Source organism: Streptomyces sp. NPDC008092 (assembly GCF_042957285.1).
In the GTDB taxonomy this organism is placed as follows: Bacteria; Actinomycetota; Actinomycetes; order Streptomycetales; family Streptomycetaceae; genus Streptomyces.
This window is the reverse complement of sequence record NZ_JBIBHY010000005.1, coordinates 437,709-452,995: the sequence shown is the minus strand read 5'-3', so window position 1 is coordinate 452,995 and position 15,287 is coordinate 437,709. Positions and strand designations below refer to the sequence as shown.

The window sequence follows — 15,287 nt, the reverse complement described above, 5'->3', positions numbered from 1 at the left end:
TCCCGGTGACGCAGAGTGGACAGGGCGAGCCCGCGCGCGAAGGCATCGTGCTGCCCTCCGACGGTGGCGAGCCGCTGCTGCCGGGTATGACGGGCAGCCCGGTCCCCGTCGCGCAGCCGCCCGCCCCGGCCGCCGCGCCGTCCGAGGGCCGGTCCTGGGGCCAGCCGTGGGGCCCCGGCCACCAGCAGGGCTCGCAGCCCGAGCCGCCCGGCCAGGGCTGGCCGCAGGCGGCCGGCCAGGAGTGGGCCGCTCCGGAGCAGCTGCCGGCCGCCTGGAACGCCCAGTCGCACGCCGCCCAGCTCCACACCGACCAGGCCCAGGCCCCCGGCGCCGGTCCGCTCCCGCCGGAGAGCGCGCCCGCTCCGTCGTACGGCGGCGGCTACGAGCAGTCGTACGGCTACGGCGCTCCCCAGCCCCAGCAGCCCTACGGCGCCCCGCTGCCCCCGGCCGCCGGCCAGGACCCCTACGGCGTTCCGGGCGCCGCGCTGCCGCCCGCCGTCCCGCAGGGGGGCCACGGCGGCTACGGTGCCGCGCTGCCGCCCGCCGACGAGGGCGCGACCCAGTTCATACCGCCGGTGCCCGCCGCGCCGGTGGACGAGGGCGCCACGCAGTTCATACCGCCCATACCCGCGGGCTCCGAGGGGGCCACCCAGCTCATCCCGCCGGTGGGCCCCGGGATGCTGCCGCCCGAGATGTCCCACGAGCAGACCGCCTACCTCGGCGGCCGCCCCGCCCCCGCGGCGCACTCCGACGCCGACGCCACGCAGTACATCGCGCCGTACCCGGCCGGCGGCCCGCAGGACGGCGGCGACCGGCAGCCGCCCGCCGAGTTCGACAACCTCTTCCGCAGCGGGCCCGGCGGCGAGCCCCCGGCCGCGTCCACGGCCCAGCTGCCGCGCTTCCAGCAGCAGCCCCAGGGCGGCTACCAGCAGCCGCCGGCGTACACCCCGCCCCCGGTCTCGTACGACCACCACGACCACCACGACGACGACGGCGGCCGGGGCCGCGGTGGCAGATCGAAGGTGCCGCTGATCGCGGCCGTCGGGATCGGCATCGCCGTGCTCGGCATCGGCGCCGGGGCCCTGTTCAGCGGCGGCGGGGACTCGGACAACTCCGGCAAGACGGTGGCCGCGTCCGCCCCGGCCTCCGACGGTTCCTCGTCGGCCGCGGCCGACCCCGCGAAGGCGCAGGCCGTCGCCCTGGACAAGCTGCTCGCCGACAGCGGCAGCAGCCGGGCCTCGGTGATCAACGCCGTCGCCCAGGTGAAGCAGTGCAGGAACCTCGACAGCTCCGCCTCCGACCTGCGCAACGCCGCCCAGCAGCGCACCGACCTGGTCACCCGGCTGGCGAAGCTGTCCGTCGACAAGCTGCCGGGCAACGCCGAGCTGAGCACCTCGCTCACCAAGGCCTGGCAGGCCTCCGCGAACGCCGACAACCACTACGCGGCCTGGGCCGACCAGGCCAAGGGCAAGCACGGCTGCCGCAAGGACCAGGCCCGCACCACCGGCCAGACCGCCGCCGGCAACCGGGAGAGCGGCACCGCCAGCAGCCAGAAGGTGAAGGCGGCCGCGCTGTGGAACACGATCGCGAGCAAGTACGGCCTGACCCAGCGGCAGCCGACCCAGCTGTGACCCGGCCGGCGCGCGCGGGTGCGCGTGCCGGTCAGCTGAGGTCGGCGTTCTCCAGGATCTTGGTCATGTCCAGGGCCTGCTTGTTCGACGACTGCAGCAGGCCGCTCCGGACCGTCTGGACGTTCACGTCGGCGTTGACCAGCCGGGCGAAGCCGGCCGCGGCGAGCTTGCCCTGGTAGGGCCAGGTCAGGGACGGGGTGAGGCCGCCGGTGGAGACCTTCAGGCCGTCGTTGAGGGTGCGCCGCACACTGTCGGAGCTGACCTCGCCGTCGCCGATCTTCTCCAGCACGGCGGTGAGGACCTGGTAGGCGATCCAGGTGGTCTGCACGCCGGCGTCGGCCGGGTCGATCCGGTTGTCGCCGAAGGCCTCCTTGCTGATGACCTTCTTCATCTCGTCCCAGCGCTTGTCCGAGGCCACCGGGTACCAGCCGGTGATGTACGACCCCTCGTAGGGGCCGGCCGCACCGCCGGTGGAGTTGATCACCGTCTGGTCGACGCTGCCGACCTCGGCGGCCGTCTTCACCTTCGGGTAGTCCTGGCGCGCCCGCTGGAAGTTGTCCATGAAGGTGGCCGTGCGGTCGCCCAGCTCGGGCACCACGCAGCCGGTCTTCGCCGCGTCCGAGGTGGCGCTCTCCAGCGCCTTCTGCGACTGCTGGTCGTACTCGGTGAGGTCCTCGGCCGCGAGCTGGTCGACCGCCTTGGCGTGGCCGCCCGCCTGCAGGCCGGAGTCGAGCAGCTGGGGCAGCTGGTCGCCGGCGATGCTGTCCGGGCGGACCAGGGTGACCGGGCCGCAGGAGTCGGCCAGCGCCTCCCCGAGTCCGGCCAGCAGGGTGAGCGAGCCGCCGTTGACCGGGTAGGAGACGGGGCTGGTGAACTCGTTGTTCGACGCCCCGTAGCCGCCTATGTAGGGGATGGCCGCGCCCTCCAGCGGGGCGAAGTAGGAGTCGCCGAACTGGCTGTAGGAGCCGACCACGGCGACGACGTTCTCGTCGACCGCGCGCTGGGCGCAGGTCGCGGCGCCCACGCTGGAGTTGTGGTCGTTGCAGGTGAGGAGCTTGAGCTTGTGGCCGTGGATGCCGCCCTGGGAGTTGACCCACTTGATGTAGGCCGAGGCCATGGCGGGCATACCGGGCTTGTTGGTGGCGCTGGTTCCCTGCGGCGCCCAGGTCATGACCTTGATCGAGTCGTCCGTCGAGGTCGACATTCCTGGGATGACGCCGCAGCCCGCCGCGAGTGCGGCACAGGCCGTCATGGCCACCGCGGACAGAGCGGTGGCTCTGACGCGCCGGTGGGCCGCGGGAAGGATGCTGCTCGCGGTGGTGCTGGGGGTGGGGCGCCTGCCGGTCATGGACACGCACGATTCCGCCACATCACTAACCCGGAAGTGACCCATGGTCAACGAGAGGTGACTTGCAGGTGAATTGCGGGGGCCCCGTTAAGGGGGTGTGACGAGGAACGTACGATCGACCACCGTGCAAGGTTCGGAGAACTCTTCCCGTCGCGGCCGTCGCTCCTCCACCATGGGCGGCATGCCACTCAACGACATGCCGTGGTGGCGCTGGCGCAGCAATGTGCGCTCCGCGCTGCACATGCTCTCCGACCCGGACTTCCAGCGGAACGTCTGGCTGGCCGGGCAGGACGGGTACGGCGACGTGACCGACGCGGTCTACCGGCTGGTCGAGGACACCTGGCTGGACAACTGGTCGGCGGAGAAATACGTCGGGACGATATTCCGCGACTCGCAGGAGGCGGCGCTCGTCGACACCGCCGTGCTGCGGGTGCTGCGGATCATGCACCAGGTGGGTCCGGACGCGCACGTCTCCGTCTACCTTGAGCACCAGGGGTGGCCGGACGCGGTCCGGGCCGCCCGGGACGCGCACATACGCCTGGCGGCGAGCGACGGCGACGACCCGGACATCCCGCCGCGCAGCCTCGACGTGCTGCGGATCATGACGCGGGCGGCGTGAGTCCGTCCAGCGGACGCTGACCGGCGGGGCGGGCGGGGCATGAGATTCTGTGGTGCATGACCGATCAGCCCACCCGAGCCCAGGCCGCCCCGGCCGACCAGTACGTCCTCACGCTCTCCTGCCCGGACAAAAAGGGCATCGTGCACGCCGTGTCGAGCTACCTGTTCATGACCGGCTGCAACATCGAGGACAGCCAGCAGTTCGGGGACCACGACACGGGCCTGTTCTTCATGCGCGTGCACTTCTCGGCCGACGCGCCGGTGACGGTCGACAAGCTGCGGGCGAGCTTCGCGGCGATCGGTGACTCCTTCCACATGGACTGGCAGATCAACCGGGCCGACGAGCGGATGCGCATCGTCCTCATGGTCAGCAAGTTCGGCCACTGCCTGAACGACCTGCTCTTCCGCGCCCGCATCGGCGCGCTGCCGGTGGACATCGCGGCCGTGGTCTCCAACCACACCGACTTCGCGGAACTGGTGGACTCGTACCACGTCCCCTTCCACCACATCCCGGTGACGAAGGAGACGAAGGCCGACGCCGAGGCCCGGCTGCTCGACCTCGTCCGCGAGCAGGACGTCGAGCTGGTCGTCCTCGCCCGCTACATGCAGGTCCTCTCGGACGACCTGTGCAAGCAGTTGAGCGGCCGGATCATCAACATCCACCACTCGTTCCTGCCGAGCTTCAAGGGCGCGAAGCCGTACCACCAGGCGCATGCGCGGGGCGTGAAGCTGATCGGTGCGACGGCGCACTACGTCACGGCGGACCTGGACGAGGGCCCGATCATCGAGCAGGAGGTCGAGCGGGTCGGCCACGACGTCACCCCCGACCAGCTGGTCGCGATCGGCCGCGACGTGGAGTGCCAGGCGCTGGCGCGGGCGGTGAAGTGGCATGCGGAGCGCCGCATCCTGCTCAACGGCCGACGGACGGTTGTTTTCGCCTGACGGCACTTTTCCGTGCGGGGGTGGAGCCTGCGCCCGAGGGGACGGGTGGTTCCGTCGTACGGCGACTGCGGCCGAGTGGGGGGCCGTTCGCGCAGTTCCCCGCGCCCCTGAAAGCTGAACGCGGGGCGCGGCCCCGTCTTTTTCAGGATCGCGGGGAACTGCGCGGCCAGCCACGAACCGCCCGCAGCCGCCGTGCGACAGGACCCCCCGCCCCGTGGGCGACCCCGCCTACATCCGGCTCAGGCTCGCGGCGGCGAAGAGTACGTCCCTGATCGCCGCCCGGTCCCCGAGTTGCCCCGCGGCCGCCTCCTCCGGAGGGACGTGGCCCGCGGCCAGCCTGCAGAACTCCACGTCGTCCAGCGCCACGTGCGCCACCTCGAACTCCGGTGAGCCCACCGCCCCCGGCGAGTCCAGCGGGATCAGCCACTCGCCGCCCCCGTTGCCCTCGATCTCCAGCCGCAGGCTGCGGCCGGGCCGTCCCGCGGGGACCAGGTGGGGCGTCTGGCCGGGCGACGCCAGCCCCGCCCGCCGCCGCTCGGCCAGCGCGACGGGCAGCATCCGGGCCGCGAGGTCGATCATCCGGTGCAGGTGCCTGGGGGCCGGCGGCCCGTAGGGATAGTCCACGGCCTCCGCGATGTCCTCCGCGTGCACCCAGCACTCGAAGGCGCGGTCCAGCATCGCGTCGTGCAACGGCAGTTCGAAGTCGCCGTAGGACACCCCGAGGCGCCCGGCGCCGCCGCCGGTGAAGGAGACGGTCTGCACCAGCCGGTGGCTCTGCTCCCGCCAGGGCACCCGCACCGCGCGCGTCGGCGGGAAGTGCGAGGCCTGCCAGAACGCCTCGGTGCGGGCGGCCGGGCCCTGGGCGCGGGACTCTCCGAGCGGGTCCTCCAGGCCCAGCGCGGTCGCCACCAGCCCGTCGACGGTCAGCAGATGCGCGATCACGCCGGCCACCGTCGTACGGCGGGTCGCCGCCGCCTCGCCGTCGAACCAGCGCAGCCGGACCGGCGCGTGCCACTCCGCGTCGCCGATGTCCTGGAGCAGGGCGTCCAGGCGCGCGGTCTCCGCGTCGTACGGCGCCGCCCAGGCGGGGATCGGGATCCTGGCCGGCCGGCGGTCCAGGCAGGCTTCCAGGACCCGGGTGCGCAGGCCGGGGTCGAGGTCCAGGCTCTCGGGCTGGTGCAGCAGGCCGACCGCCTCGCGCAGCCGCCGGGCCTCGTCCGCACAGGCCCCGCAGTCGCCGAGGTGGACCTCGACGGCGAGGGACTCCGCCGTCGAGCACGCGGCCAGCGCCCACGCCCCGAGCAGCGACTTCAGGACGTCGTGCGACAGCTCCAGCGGTACGGGCGGCAGGCCGCCGACCGAGTCGGGCAGCGGCTGCCCGCCGTCCTCGACGGAGCTGCGGGGCAGCGGTATGCGCGGCGGCCGGCCGAGGTCGCCGCCGCCGTCCCGGGGCACGTCACCGTCCCCGGAGCCGGTGCCGTCGTGCGCCCCGGAGAACTCGGCGCCGGTCACCGCCCACCCCCGTATCCGGGCGGGGTCCCGGCGTCGTGCGCGGTGGACAGCAGTTGCAGGCCCAGACGCAGCCGGCGGCGGGCCTCGTCCTCGGTGACGCCGAGGTCCACCGCGGTCTGCCGGTAGTCGCGGCGCTGGAAGTAGGCGAGCTCCAGGGCGGCGCGCAGCGGGGCCGGCATGGAGTGCACGATGTAGTCCGCGCGGGCCGCGACGGAGGCCCGCCGCACCTTGTGCTCCAGCTCCTCGGCGGCCTCCGGGGAGCCGCCGTCGCCCGGCGCGAGCGCGGCGGTCTCGGTGGCCCGCAGGCGCTGCACGGCGAGCCGGTGGGCCAGCGCGGCGAGCCAGGAGCGCAACGGCCCCTGCCGGGGGTCGTAGGCGTCGGGGTGCTCCCAGACCTGGGCGAAGACCTCGCGGGTTATGCCGTCGGCGGCCCGCTCGTCCCCGAGGACGCGGTGCGCGAGTCCGTGCACGAGCGAGGCGAAGCGGTCGTAGAGCTCACCGAGGGCGGCCGCCTCGCCGCGTGCGAGCCGCTGCTGCATCTTGCGGTCCCAGCGGGGCGGTACGTCCTTCTTCGCCATGCGGCCCCCTCCCCGTGCCTGTGTCCAGCGTGTCTCCACCGTCACCTCGAATGTAGTCGGCACGCCCGACAGCGCACGCCCCTTTATGGCAATGCGCGCCCCTTGACGGACCGCAGGTGGTAGTAGGCGCTTCCGGTACGTGTTTCCGGTACTTCTCGGCTGCTCCTCGACCAGTCGTCGGCTCTCACATTCGTCTCCGGTCAAACCTTCTGTTTCTGATCGAACAGGACTGACCGTGACCGAAACAAGACCCTTCCCGATCGGTGTTCGTTTGTCATCCGGGGTTTCGGGGAACGGCCGCTGGGCAGCCGCGCGACAAGAAGCGTAGGAACACGCTCCGTTTCCGGGCGGTTCCGGAGATCCGGCGAGCGGAGGGCTGAGCCGTGGCTTTCAAGGTGACCGGCGTCGAACAGGGCGAGTGGGCCGTACTCGGGGTGTCGGGCGAACTGGACCTGGTGACCTCGCCGGTGCTGCGCCAGCGGGTGCACGACGTGGTCGCCGAGGGCCACCACAGCCTGGTCCTCGACCTCTCCGACGTCTTCTTCTGCGACTCCAGCGGGGTCGGCGTCCTCATCGCCGCCCGCCGCCTGATCCGTTCCTGCCGGGGCCGGCTGCGGCTGATACTGCCCGCCCAGGGCGCCAGTGACGGTTCTCACGTCAACCGGGTCCTCGGCGCCCTCGGCGTGCGGCGGCTCTTCGACGTCTACGCCGACATCGACAGCGCGACCGCCGACGAGGAGGACCCGCTCTCGGCATAGCCACGGCGCGCGTGCCCATAGCCGACGATTACGGCAGTGCCACGTTGTTGTCGCGGAATTCCCCCGGTCTTGGCACAACCGTCGTTTTCCCGCTCTCCGGCCGCCGCCGCGTCGTACGCTCCCTGCGAGATGAACCCCCACGTCACGTAAGGCGGCCCGAACAGACATGGTCAGCACCGAGTACGAGCGACGGATCGCCGCCCGGTTCGCAACCTTCGACCAGGACGGCAACGGCTGGATCGACCGCGAGGACTTCAACTCGGCGGCCAAGGCACTGCTCGCCGAGTTCGAGGTCCCCGCCCGCTCCGACAAGGGCCAGGCCCTGTACGCCGGCGCGGAGGCCTTCTGGCAGGGCATGGCCGGCATGGCGGACCGGGACGGCGACCAGCGCATCACCCGCCAGGAGTTCGTGAGCGGCGCGGTCAAGCGGCTGCACGACAACCCCGAGCGGTTCGGCGAGATCGCCCGCCCCTTCCTGCACGCGGCCCTCGCCCTCGCGGACACCGCGGACACCGGCACGGCGACCGTCGCCGACACCGCGCGCGTGCTGGGCGTCCTCGGGGTCGCCCCGGAGCTCGCGCGGGCGATCGCGTCGGGCCTCGACACCGACGGCGACGGCAGCGTCGCGGAGGCCGAGATCGTCCCGGCGTTCGCCCGCTACTTCACGATCCCCGAGTAGGGCTCTCCGAAGCGGGAGTCCCCGGCATGGGAGTCCCCGGCGCGGGGCTCTCGGACGCGGGAACCCCCGAGAACCGCTCGCGCAGCTTGTACTTGAGCACCTTGCGCAGCGTCTCGTTGCGCGGAAGCGCGGCCACCACCTCCAGCCGCTCCGGCAGCTTGTGCACCGACAGCCCTTCCGCGCGCAGGTACGACACCACCTCCGGGAGCGTCAACGCGACAGCTCCCGGCGGCTGTTCGACCACCGCGCAGACCATCTCCCCGCGCTCCGCGTCCGGCAGCCCGACCACCGCCGCCTCGGCCACCGCGGGGTGCGCGGCGAGCAGGTCCTCGATCTCCTTCGCCGAGATGTTCTCGCCCTTGCGGATGATCACGTCCTTGAGCCGCCCGGTGAGGACGAGATGGCCGGTCCCGGTCACCCGGCCCAGGTCGCCGGTGCGCAGGAAGCCCTCCTCGTCGAAGGCCGCGGCGGACTGCGCCGGGTCCAGGTACCCCTGGCACACCGCCTCCCCGCGCAGCCGCACCTCGCCGCCCTCCGCGATCCGGATCTCCATCCCCGCCGGCGGCTTCCCCTCGGTCGTCGCCAGGTTCTCCGCGGTGTCGTCCGGCGCCCCCATCGTGATCATCGGCACCTCGGTCATGCCGTACCCGTGCGTCAGCTGCACCCCCATCTCGCGCACCACCGCGTGGTACACCTCCGGCGGCTTGGGCGCCCCGCCGCCGGCCAGCAGCCGCAGCGAGGGGATGACCGGCACGCCCGGCTGCTTGCGCTGCTCGGCCAGGAACATCGAGTAGAACGCCGTCGACCCGCCCGCCACCGTCACCCCGTGCCTGCGGTACTCCGGCAGCGCGTCCGGCAGCGCGAACTGCTCGAACATGACCGCCGGGAAGCCGTACAGCAGCAGCATCACCGTGTAGTCGGGGCCGGCGATGTGCGCGTACGGGAACGCCATCGAGCCCACGTCGGCCGCCGTGAGCCGCAGCGCGTGCGCGAGGCACGAACCGCCGGCGATGAGCGAACGGTCCGTGTGGAGAACGCCCTTGGGGTCGGAGGTGGTTCCCGAGGTCCAGTAGATCCACCGCACGGAGGTGCCCTCGGCGGGCGGGGCGGGCAGCACGGCCGGATCGCCGTCGGGCAGCCCGGCACCGTCGTACGCCTCGAAGATCCCCTTCGCGCCCAGCCGCCGCGCCATCTCCGTGTGGTCGAAGCCGCGCCACACGCCCGGCACGGCGAAGAACTCGGCCCTGGACTCGCGCAGCGCGAAGCCGACCTCGCGGTCCCGGTAGAAGGGGATGACCGGGGACTGGACGGCGCCGAGCCTGGCCAGCGCGAAGGACAGCACGGCCGTCTCGATCCGGGTGGGGAGCTGCCAGGCGACCACCGTGCCGGGGCGCACGCCCATGCCGTACAGCCCGGCCGCGACGCGTTCGGCACGCGCGCGCAGCCCGCCGAAGGTGAGGGCGCGGTCGCCCTGGAGGAACACCGGCCGGTCCGGGGTGAGTCCGGCGCGCCGGGCGACCAGGTCCCAGAGGGTGCGGGAGGTACTCAGCTCGTGTGCGGTGGCGTTCATGGCGTTCCCCCTGCCCAGCGGAACCACGGAATCGGCAACAGAACTGACGAGTCGTCAGATCGTAGGTCCTGCCGCCTTGTCGGTCCAGAGGCGCGGGGCTAGCCTGCGATGGCTGACGACGTCTGACGAACCATCAGTTCCGTGGGGGTGTCTGCCGGTGGACCTGTCGTACACGCCCGCGGAGGAGGACTTCCGGGCGCGGCTGCGGGAGTGGCTCGCCAAGGCGCTGCCCGGCCTCCCGCCGAAGCCGGCGCCCGAGGACTGGCCGGGCCGCCGCGCCTACGACCTCGGCTGGCAGCGCACGCTGTACGAGGCCGGGTACGCCGACGTCCACTGGGACGCGTCTCCCACCATGCGGCTGATCTTCCTCGAGGAGACCGAGAAGGCGGGCGCGCCGTACGTGGGCGCCAACTTCGTCGGTCTGCTGCACGCGGGCCCCACCATCGCGGCCGAGGGCACCGAGGCGCAGCGGGCCCGCTGGCTGGCGCCGATCCTGCGCGGCGACGAGGTGTGGTGCCAGGGCTTCAGCGAGCCGGACGCCGGCTCCGACCTGGCCGCGCTGCGCACGCGCGCGTGGCGTGACGGCGACGACTACGTGGTGACCGGGTCCAAGATCTGGACCTCGCACGCGGAGGTCGCCGACTGGTGCGAGCTGCTGGTGCGGACGGACCCGGAGGCACCGAAGCACCGGGGCATCACCTGGCTGGCCATGCCGATGGACGCGCCGGGCATCACCGTACGGCCGCTGCGCACGCTCGCCGGGTCGGCCGAGTTCGCCGAGGTGTTCCTCGACGAGGTGCGGGTGCCGGCGGCCAACCGGGTCGGCGCCGAGAACGACGGCTGGCGCGTCACCATGGTGACCCTCTCCTTCGAACGCGGCACCGCCTTCGTCGGCGAGGTCGTCGCCTGCCGCCGGGTGCTCGGCGACCTCGCGCGCGTGGCGCACGGGAACGGCACCTGGGACGACCCGGCGCTGCGCCGCCGCCTCGGCCGCCTGAACGCCGAGTTCCGGGCGCTGTGGCGGCTCACCCAGTGGAACGTCAGCGAGGCGGAGGGCCGGGGCGTGCCCGGCGTCGGGGGCTCGGTCTTCAAGCTGCGGTACTCGCACGCGCGCCAGGAGCTGTACGACGCGGCGGCCGACGTGCTCGGGCCCGACGCGCTCGACCTGGACCGGCCCTGGGTCCTCGACCGGCTCTCCTCGCTCTCGTACACGATCGCGGCCGGGACCTCGCAGATCCAGCGGAACATCGTGGCCGAGCGGATCCTCGGGCTGCCGAAGGGACGGTGAGCGGACGTGCGCTTTCGACTGACCCGTGACCAGGAGGCGGTGCGGGAGGGCATGCGGGAGCTGCTCGGGCGCCGGTTCGACGGCGCGGCGCTGCGGGCGGCCGCCGGTGGGCCGGCGCGTCTGGACCGGGGCCTGTGGCGGGAGCTGGGGGCCGCCGGGTTCTTCGCGCTGCGGCTGCCGGAGGCCGACGGCGGGGTCGGACTCGGGCTGCCGGAGGCCGTGTTGGTGTTCGAGGAGGCGGGGCGGGCGCTGCTGCCCGGCCCGCTGGTGGCCACCCACCTCGCGGCGGCCGACGTGCCCGGCGCGGCCACCGGGGAGGCCGTGGTGGCCCGCGTGGACGGCGGCCTGGTGGAGTGGCTGGCCGGGGCGGACGCGGTGTCGGGGGACGCGTCGGGGGCCGTACCGGTGCGTTCCGCGGACCCGCTGACACCCCTGCACCGGGTCCCGGGACCCGCTTCCGCGGCGCCCGACCCGGTCGCCGTGCTCCTCACCGCCGCCGAGCAGCTCGGCACGGCCACGCGCGTGTGCGAGCTGGCCGTGGAACACGCCCGCACGCGCGTGCAGTTCGGCCGGCCCGTCGGGGCCTTCCAGGCGGTCAAGCACCTGTGCGCCGACATGCTGGTGCGCGCCGAGACCGCGCGGGTGGCCGTCTACGCCGCCGCCGTGACCGCCGACCCCGTGGACATCGCGGCGGCCCGGCTGCTCGCCGACGAGGCCGCTCTGCGCGGCGCCCGGGACTGTCTCCAGGTGCACGGCGGGATGGGCTTCACCTGGGAGTCGGAGGTGCATCTGCATCTGAAACGGACATGGGTGCGGGCGCAGCGTGCTGGAGCGAATACGGAGAGTGAGGAAGTGCTCGCCGCGGAGCTGCTCGGCTGAGCGTTCGAAGCGGCCCTGGCCTGCGGAATCATGGGTTCGAGCGGTCGGGATGTCGCGGATTGTGGCATACCGGAATCACGGAGCGTTGATACCGGGTTGTGTCCAACGCGTGACTCGTCACGGCCTGGAGTCGGCTGTCCCTCGGGTACCTTCTGTGGGATGCGAGTGGTTCCGAGGACGAGCCATGCCGGCGGAGCCGTCGAAGCGGCCCCGCCGCTCATGGTGCGCACCGCCGCTCGCAGGGCGGCAAGGGCTTGTGCCCCCGCTTGTTCGACTCCCCGCCGCGAGCGTCGCACAGTATGCCGTAGGCGTACTCCTTCGCGCTGGAATATGCCCGAAGCGCTTGTTGGGGTGACTGTACGTCAACCATGCTGTCTCGTAAGGGAATCACGTTCCGTGACCCTTGCTCTGGCCGTTGTTCTGGCCATGCAGAAAATGGCTACGATCGTGGCCCTCGTCGTCCTTGTCGTCGCGGCCCTCGCCGTGGCGCCCGGTCGGCGCGGGTTCATGTGTCCGCCGGTTCGGATGGTGTGAGCGGTGCAGGTGCTTCAAGTGCAGCTGGAGATCCGGCCCGACCCCGCGGAGGTGGGGCGGGCCAGAAGGTGGGCCCGCTCGCGCCTCGCCGGGTCCGGTATAGCGGCGGACGAGCCGCTGGCCGAGACGCTCATCCTGCTCGTCTCCGAGCTGGTCACCAACGCGGTGGTGCACACCGGCTGTCCGGCCGTGCTGCGGCTCTCGCTGCCGGGCACGGACCGGGGCGGCGCCGACGGCTCGGTCACCGTACGGCTGGAGGTCGCCGACGCCAGCGACCGCGCGCCGGTGCCGCGGTGCGCCGACGGTGACGCGACCGGCGGCCGGGGCCTCGCCCTCGTCGACGGGCTCGCCGACCGCTGGGGCTGGAGCCCCGAGGGCGGGGGCAAGCGCATCTGGTGCGAACTGGACCGGTGTTCGCAGCCCGGTCAGGGCGCGGCGGTGGCGTACGGAGGCGGGCTGGCCTCGTACGAGGGGCTGGCCTTCGAGGCGGTGTGATCCCGGTGTGCGGCCATGCGCCGGGGTTTGCATCCGTGCGCGCCCATGGTGAACCGGGGCATAAGTCGTAAAACTCCGTGCGGGTGTTGACGCCTTGTGACCGTTTGCTCACGCTTGAGGTCTGCGATTCGCCGCGAGGGGACGGCGAGGGTCTGGGTGACGGACGTCCTCGTCGAGTGTGGGTCGAGCCGGACGGCGGCGCGCGGGACCGGGCTCGGGGCGGGCCGGTGCGCGCGGCCGTGCGGGTGCGAGGGGGGAATGGGGGAGGGCCGGTGTCATGCCCCCTCGGGTGTGACACCGGCTTCCGGCGGGACGGCCGTGGCGCTCAGAGGACGGCCACGGGGGCGACCGGGGTGCCCGTCGCCCCGACGAACGGCTCGGGCATCGCCGACAGCAGGAACGCGTACCGGCCGGTTTCTCCACAGGCTGTGGACAACTCTTCGAGATTCCAGTTCTGCCCCTGCAGCATCCCCATCTCGACCAGGTCCAGGGCGTGCACGGGCAGCCACAGGTCCTCGATCTCGGGCGGGAAGATCTCGAACGTGAGGGTGTCGTTCGCGACGGCGGCCACGTCGCGCGCGTGGAACCACTCCGGGGTGTGCACCGACAGGCCCGGCGACGGGTAGCCGTACCCGTGCTTGTCCCCGGCCAGGTACACCTGCACCTGCCCGGTCCGCACGAGGACGATGTCGCCGCCGCGGACGGCCGTCCCGGCGAACTCCTCGGCGGCCTCCAGGTCTTCCGGGGTGACCGCGTGGCCGCCCGGCAGCCGGTCCACGCCACGCGCGCGTGCCACGTCCAGCAGCACCCCGCGCGAGACGATGTGCCGCGCCTTGTCGATCCCGGCGAACTCGGCACCCCCGTGCGCGGTCACCGTGCCCGCCGGGCGGCCGTTGTAGAGCCTGCCCGAGTGCGAGACATGGGTGAGCGCGTCCCAGTGGGTGCCGGCCTGCAGGCCCATGGTCACGGCGTCGTCGCTGCACGCGACCGTCCCGGGGCCGAAGAGCTCCTGGTTGATCTGCACCATGGCGTGCAGCGGGTTGACCCGCCCGGGGATCATCCCGGTCTGCACGCCGTCCTCCCGCAGCGGCAGGGCGAGCGGCACGCGCCGCCCGCTCCGCACCGTCGCCGCCGCCTCCCGCACCACTTCGTCGGTGATCAGGTTCAGCGTGCCGATCTCGTCGTCGGCCCCCCAGCGCCCCCAGTTGTTGACGCGCTTGGCGATGTCGTGGAACGCGGGATGAAGCGTCGGCAGTGACATCTCGGTCCTCCCCGGGGCTTGTGTCCGCACATCAGACGCGCCATAAAATCTAACGGTCCGTCAGAAACCGCGGGAAGGGGCCGGGCGTGGGGAACTTCTTGGCAGGCAAGGTCGTCGCCGTGACGGGTGCCGGGCGCGGCATCGGACGGGCGGTGGCACTGGCGGCGGCGGCCGAGGGGGCGAAGGTCGTCGTCAACGACTACGGCGTCGCCGTCGACGGCGCCTCGCCCACCAGCGAGGTCGCCGAGTCCGTCGTCAAGGAGATCGAGGCGGCGGGCGGGGACGCGGTCGCGGTCGCCGACGACATCTCCACGATGGCGGGCGGGCAGCGGGTCGTGGACGTCGCGCTGTCGTCGTACGGCCGGCTCGACGGGGTCGTGTGCGTGGCGGGGATCCTGCGTGAGCGGATGCTGTTCAACATGGCCGAGGAGGAGTGGGACCCGGTGGTCGCCACCCACCTCAAGGGCACGTTCACGGTGTTCCGGGCGGCGTCGGCGGTGATGCGCAAGCAGCGCGCCGGCACGCTGATCGGCTTCACCAGCGGCAACCACCAGGGCTCGGTCTCGCAGGCCAACTACAGCGCGGCCAAGGGCGGGATCATCTCGCTGGTGCGGAGCGCCGCGCTCGGCCTCCACAAGTACGGGGTGACCGCGAACGCGGTGGCGCCGGTGGCCCGGACCCGGATGTCGGCGGGCGTGCCGACGGAGCTGACGGAGATCGGCGAACCGGAGGACGTGGCCGCGTTCGTGGCCTACCTGCTGTCGGACGCGGCGCGGGACGCCGGGGTCACCGGGCAGGTCTACACGGTGGCCGGGCCGAAGATCGCGGTCTGGGCCCAGCCGAGGGAGCTGCGGGCCGCGTACGCCGAAGGGGGTGCGTGGACGCCGGAGCGGATCGCGGAGGCGCTGCCCGGGAGTGTGGGGACGGATCCCATGCCGATGCTGGCGCGGCTGGCGGCGATGGAGGCGGCGGCGCGGGACGGAAGCCGGCCGAACGCCTAGTGGGCAGGGGGGTGCGGTCCATGCGCGGGTGCGGCGCCGTCGTGGTTGTTCGCGCAGTTCCCCGCGCCCCTGAGGAGGTGCGGTCCATGCGCGGGTGCGGCGCCGTCGTGGTTGTTCGCGCAGTTCCCCGCGCCCCTGGGTCGGCTGTCCGGGCCCCTGACTTCTCTCCGCCGCGACGGCGCTCGGCCACGAC

General features: G+C 72.9%; 14 protein-coding genes. 9 read left to right on the top strand and 5 right to left on the bottom strand.

Features of this window, described 5'->3' with window-relative positions:
• The first annotated feature begins 5 nt into the window (after nt 1-5).
• Nucleotides 6-1,631, top strand: a complete 1,626-nt coding sequence (locus ACFZB3_RS18465) for a hypothetical protein (protein ID WP_391376684.1) — start codon at nt 6-8, stop codon at nt 1,629-1,631.
• Between the two features lie 31 nt (nt 1,632-1,662).
• Here the strand turns inward: ACFZB3_RS18465 and ACFZB3_RS18460 are convergent, their stop codons facing one another.
• Complete coding sequence (locus ACFZB3_RS18460; protein WP_391376683.1) at nt 1,663-2,979, bottom strand: ABC transporter substrate-binding protein; 1,317 nt, start codon at nt 2,977-2,979, stop codon at nt 1,663-1,665.
• 172 nt (nt 2,980-3,151) lie between these two features.
• Here ACFZB3_RS18460 and ACFZB3_RS18455 point away from each other — a divergent pair, with 172 nt between their 5' ends.
• The gene (locus tag ACFZB3_RS18455; protein ID WP_391376682.1) at nt 3,152-3,598 is read left to right on the top strand and encodes a hypothetical protein; all 447 of its coding nucleotides are present in this window, start codon (nt 3,152-3,154) and stop codon (nt 3,596-3,598) included.
• Between the two features lie 56 nt (nt 3,599-3,654).
• The gene (gene purU / locus ACFZB3_RS18450; protein ID WP_391376681.1) at nt 3,655-4,539 is read left to right on the top strand and encodes a formyltetrahydrofolate deformylase; all 885 of its coding nucleotides are present in this window, start codon (nt 3,655-3,657) and stop codon (nt 4,537-4,539) included.
• Between the two features lie 228 nt (nt 4,540-4,767).
• On the opposite strand, the gene ACFZB3_RS18445 is transcribed toward purU, so the two are convergent.
• Together ACFZB3_RS18445 and ACFZB3_RS18440 are read right to left on the bottom strand one after the other, a co-directional pair.
• The gene (locus ACFZB3_RS18445; RefSeq protein ID WP_391376680.1) at nt 4,768-6,051 is read right to left on the bottom strand and encodes a maleylpyruvate isomerase N-terminal domain-containing protein; all 1,284 of its coding nucleotides are present in this window, start codon (nt 6,049-6,051) and stop codon (nt 4,768-4,770) included.
• The gene (locus ACFZB3_RS18440; RefSeq protein ID WP_391376679.1) at nt 6,048-6,629 is read right to left on the bottom strand and encodes a sigma-70 family RNA polymerase sigma factor; all 582 of its coding nucleotides are present in this window, start codon (nt 6,627-6,629) and stop codon (nt 6,048-6,050) included. The genes ACFZB3_RS18445 and ACFZB3_RS18440 overlap by 4 nt, the downstream gene beginning before the upstream one ends.
• A gap of 383 nt (nt 6,630-7,012) precedes the next feature.
• On the opposite strand from ACFZB3_RS18440, the gene ACFZB3_RS18435 reads away from it, so the two are divergent.
• Together ACFZB3_RS18435 and ACFZB3_RS18430 are read left to right on the top strand one after the other, a co-directional pair.
• The gene (locus ACFZB3_RS18435; protein ID WP_089101928.1) at nt 7,013-7,387 is read left to right on the top strand and encodes an STAS domain-containing protein; all 375 of its coding nucleotides are present in this window, start codon (nt 7,013-7,015) and stop codon (nt 7,385-7,387) included.
• A gap of 166 nt (nt 7,388-7,553) precedes the next feature.
• On the top strand, nt 7,554-8,066 hold the full coding sequence (locus tag ACFZB3_RS18430) for an EF-hand domain-containing protein (protein WP_391376678.1): 513 nt from the start codon (nt 7,554-7,556) through the stop codon (nt 8,064-8,066).
• Here the strand turns inward: ACFZB3_RS18430 and ACFZB3_RS18425 are convergent.
• Entirely contained in the window at nt 8,050-9,636 is a 1,587-nt protein-coding gene (locus ACFZB3_RS18425; RefSeq protein ID WP_391376677.1) for an AMP-binding protein, read from the bottom strand. The genes ACFZB3_RS18430 and ACFZB3_RS18425 overlap by 17 nt on opposite strands.
• Before the next feature lie 157 nt (nt 9,637-9,793).
• Here ACFZB3_RS18425 and ACFZB3_RS18420 point away from each other — a divergent pair, with 157 nt between their 5' ends.
• The 3 genes from ACFZB3_RS18420 to ACFZB3_RS18410 all read left to right on the top strand — a co-directional run bounded on the left by ACFZB3_RS18420 (nt 9,794) and on the right by ACFZB3_RS18410 (nt 12,832).
• Nucleotides 9,794-10,924, top strand: coding sequence for an acyl-CoA dehydrogenase family protein (locus tag ACFZB3_RS18420; protein WP_391376676.1), 1,131 nt, complete (start codon nt 9,794-9,796; stop codon nt 10,922-10,924).
• Between the two features lie 6 nt (nt 10,925-10,930).
• Complete coding sequence (locus ACFZB3_RS18415) at nt 10,931-11,803, top strand: acyl-CoA dehydrogenase family protein (RefSeq protein ID WP_391376675.1); 873 nt, start codon at nt 10,931-10,933, stop codon at nt 11,801-11,803.
• Nucleotides 11,804-12,355: 552 nt separating this feature from the next.
• Nucleotides 12,356-12,832, top strand: a complete 477-nt coding sequence (locus ACFZB3_RS18410) for an ATP-binding protein (RefSeq protein WP_391376945.1) — start codon at nt 12,356-12,358, stop codon at nt 12,830-12,832.
• A gap of 325 nt (nt 12,833-13,157) precedes the next feature.
• On the opposite strand, the gene ACFZB3_RS18405 is transcribed toward ACFZB3_RS18410, so the two are convergent.
• Entirely contained in the window at nt 13,158-14,093 is a 936-nt protein-coding gene (locus ACFZB3_RS18405) for a cyclase family protein (protein WP_391376674.1), read from the bottom strand.
• A gap of 86 nt (nt 14,094-14,179) precedes the next feature.
• Between ACFZB3_RS18405 and ACFZB3_RS18400 the strand changes: the two genes are divergently transcribed.
• Entirely contained in the window at nt 14,180-15,094 is a 915-nt protein-coding gene (locus ACFZB3_RS18400) for an SDR family NAD(P)-dependent oxidoreductase (RefSeq protein ID WP_391376673.1), read from the top strand.
• The last annotated feature ends 193 nt before the right edge of the window (nt 15,095-15,287 follow it).

Coding starts and splice junctions, on each gene's coding strand:
- purU (WP_391376681.1), top strand. CDS start 3,655: ATGACCGATCAGCCCACCCGAGCCCAGGCCGCCCCGGCCGACCAGTAC.
- ACFZB3_RS18405 (WP_391376674.1), bottom strand. CDS start 14,093: ATGTCACTGCCGACGCTTCATCCCGCGTTCCACGACATCGCCAAGCGC.
- ACFZB3_RS18455 (WP_391376682.1), top strand. CDS start 3,152: ATGGGCGGCATGCCACTCAACGACATGCCGTGGTGGCGCTGGCGCAGC.
- ACFZB3_RS18460 (WP_391376683.1), bottom strand. CDS start 2,979: ATGACCGGCAGGCGCCCCACCCCCAGCACCACCGCGAGCAGCATCCTT.
- ACFZB3_RS18440 (WP_391376679.1), bottom strand. CDS start 6,629: ATGGCGAAGAAGGACGTACCGCCCCGCTGGGACCGCAAGATGCAGCAG.
- ACFZB3_RS18425 (WP_391376677.1), bottom strand. CDS start 9,636: ATGAACGCCACCGCACACGAGCTGAGTACCTCCCGCACCCTCTGGGAC.
- ACFZB3_RS18430 (WP_391376678.1), top strand. CDS start 7,554: ATGGTCAGCACCGAGTACGAGCGACGGATCGCCGCCCGGTTCGCAACC.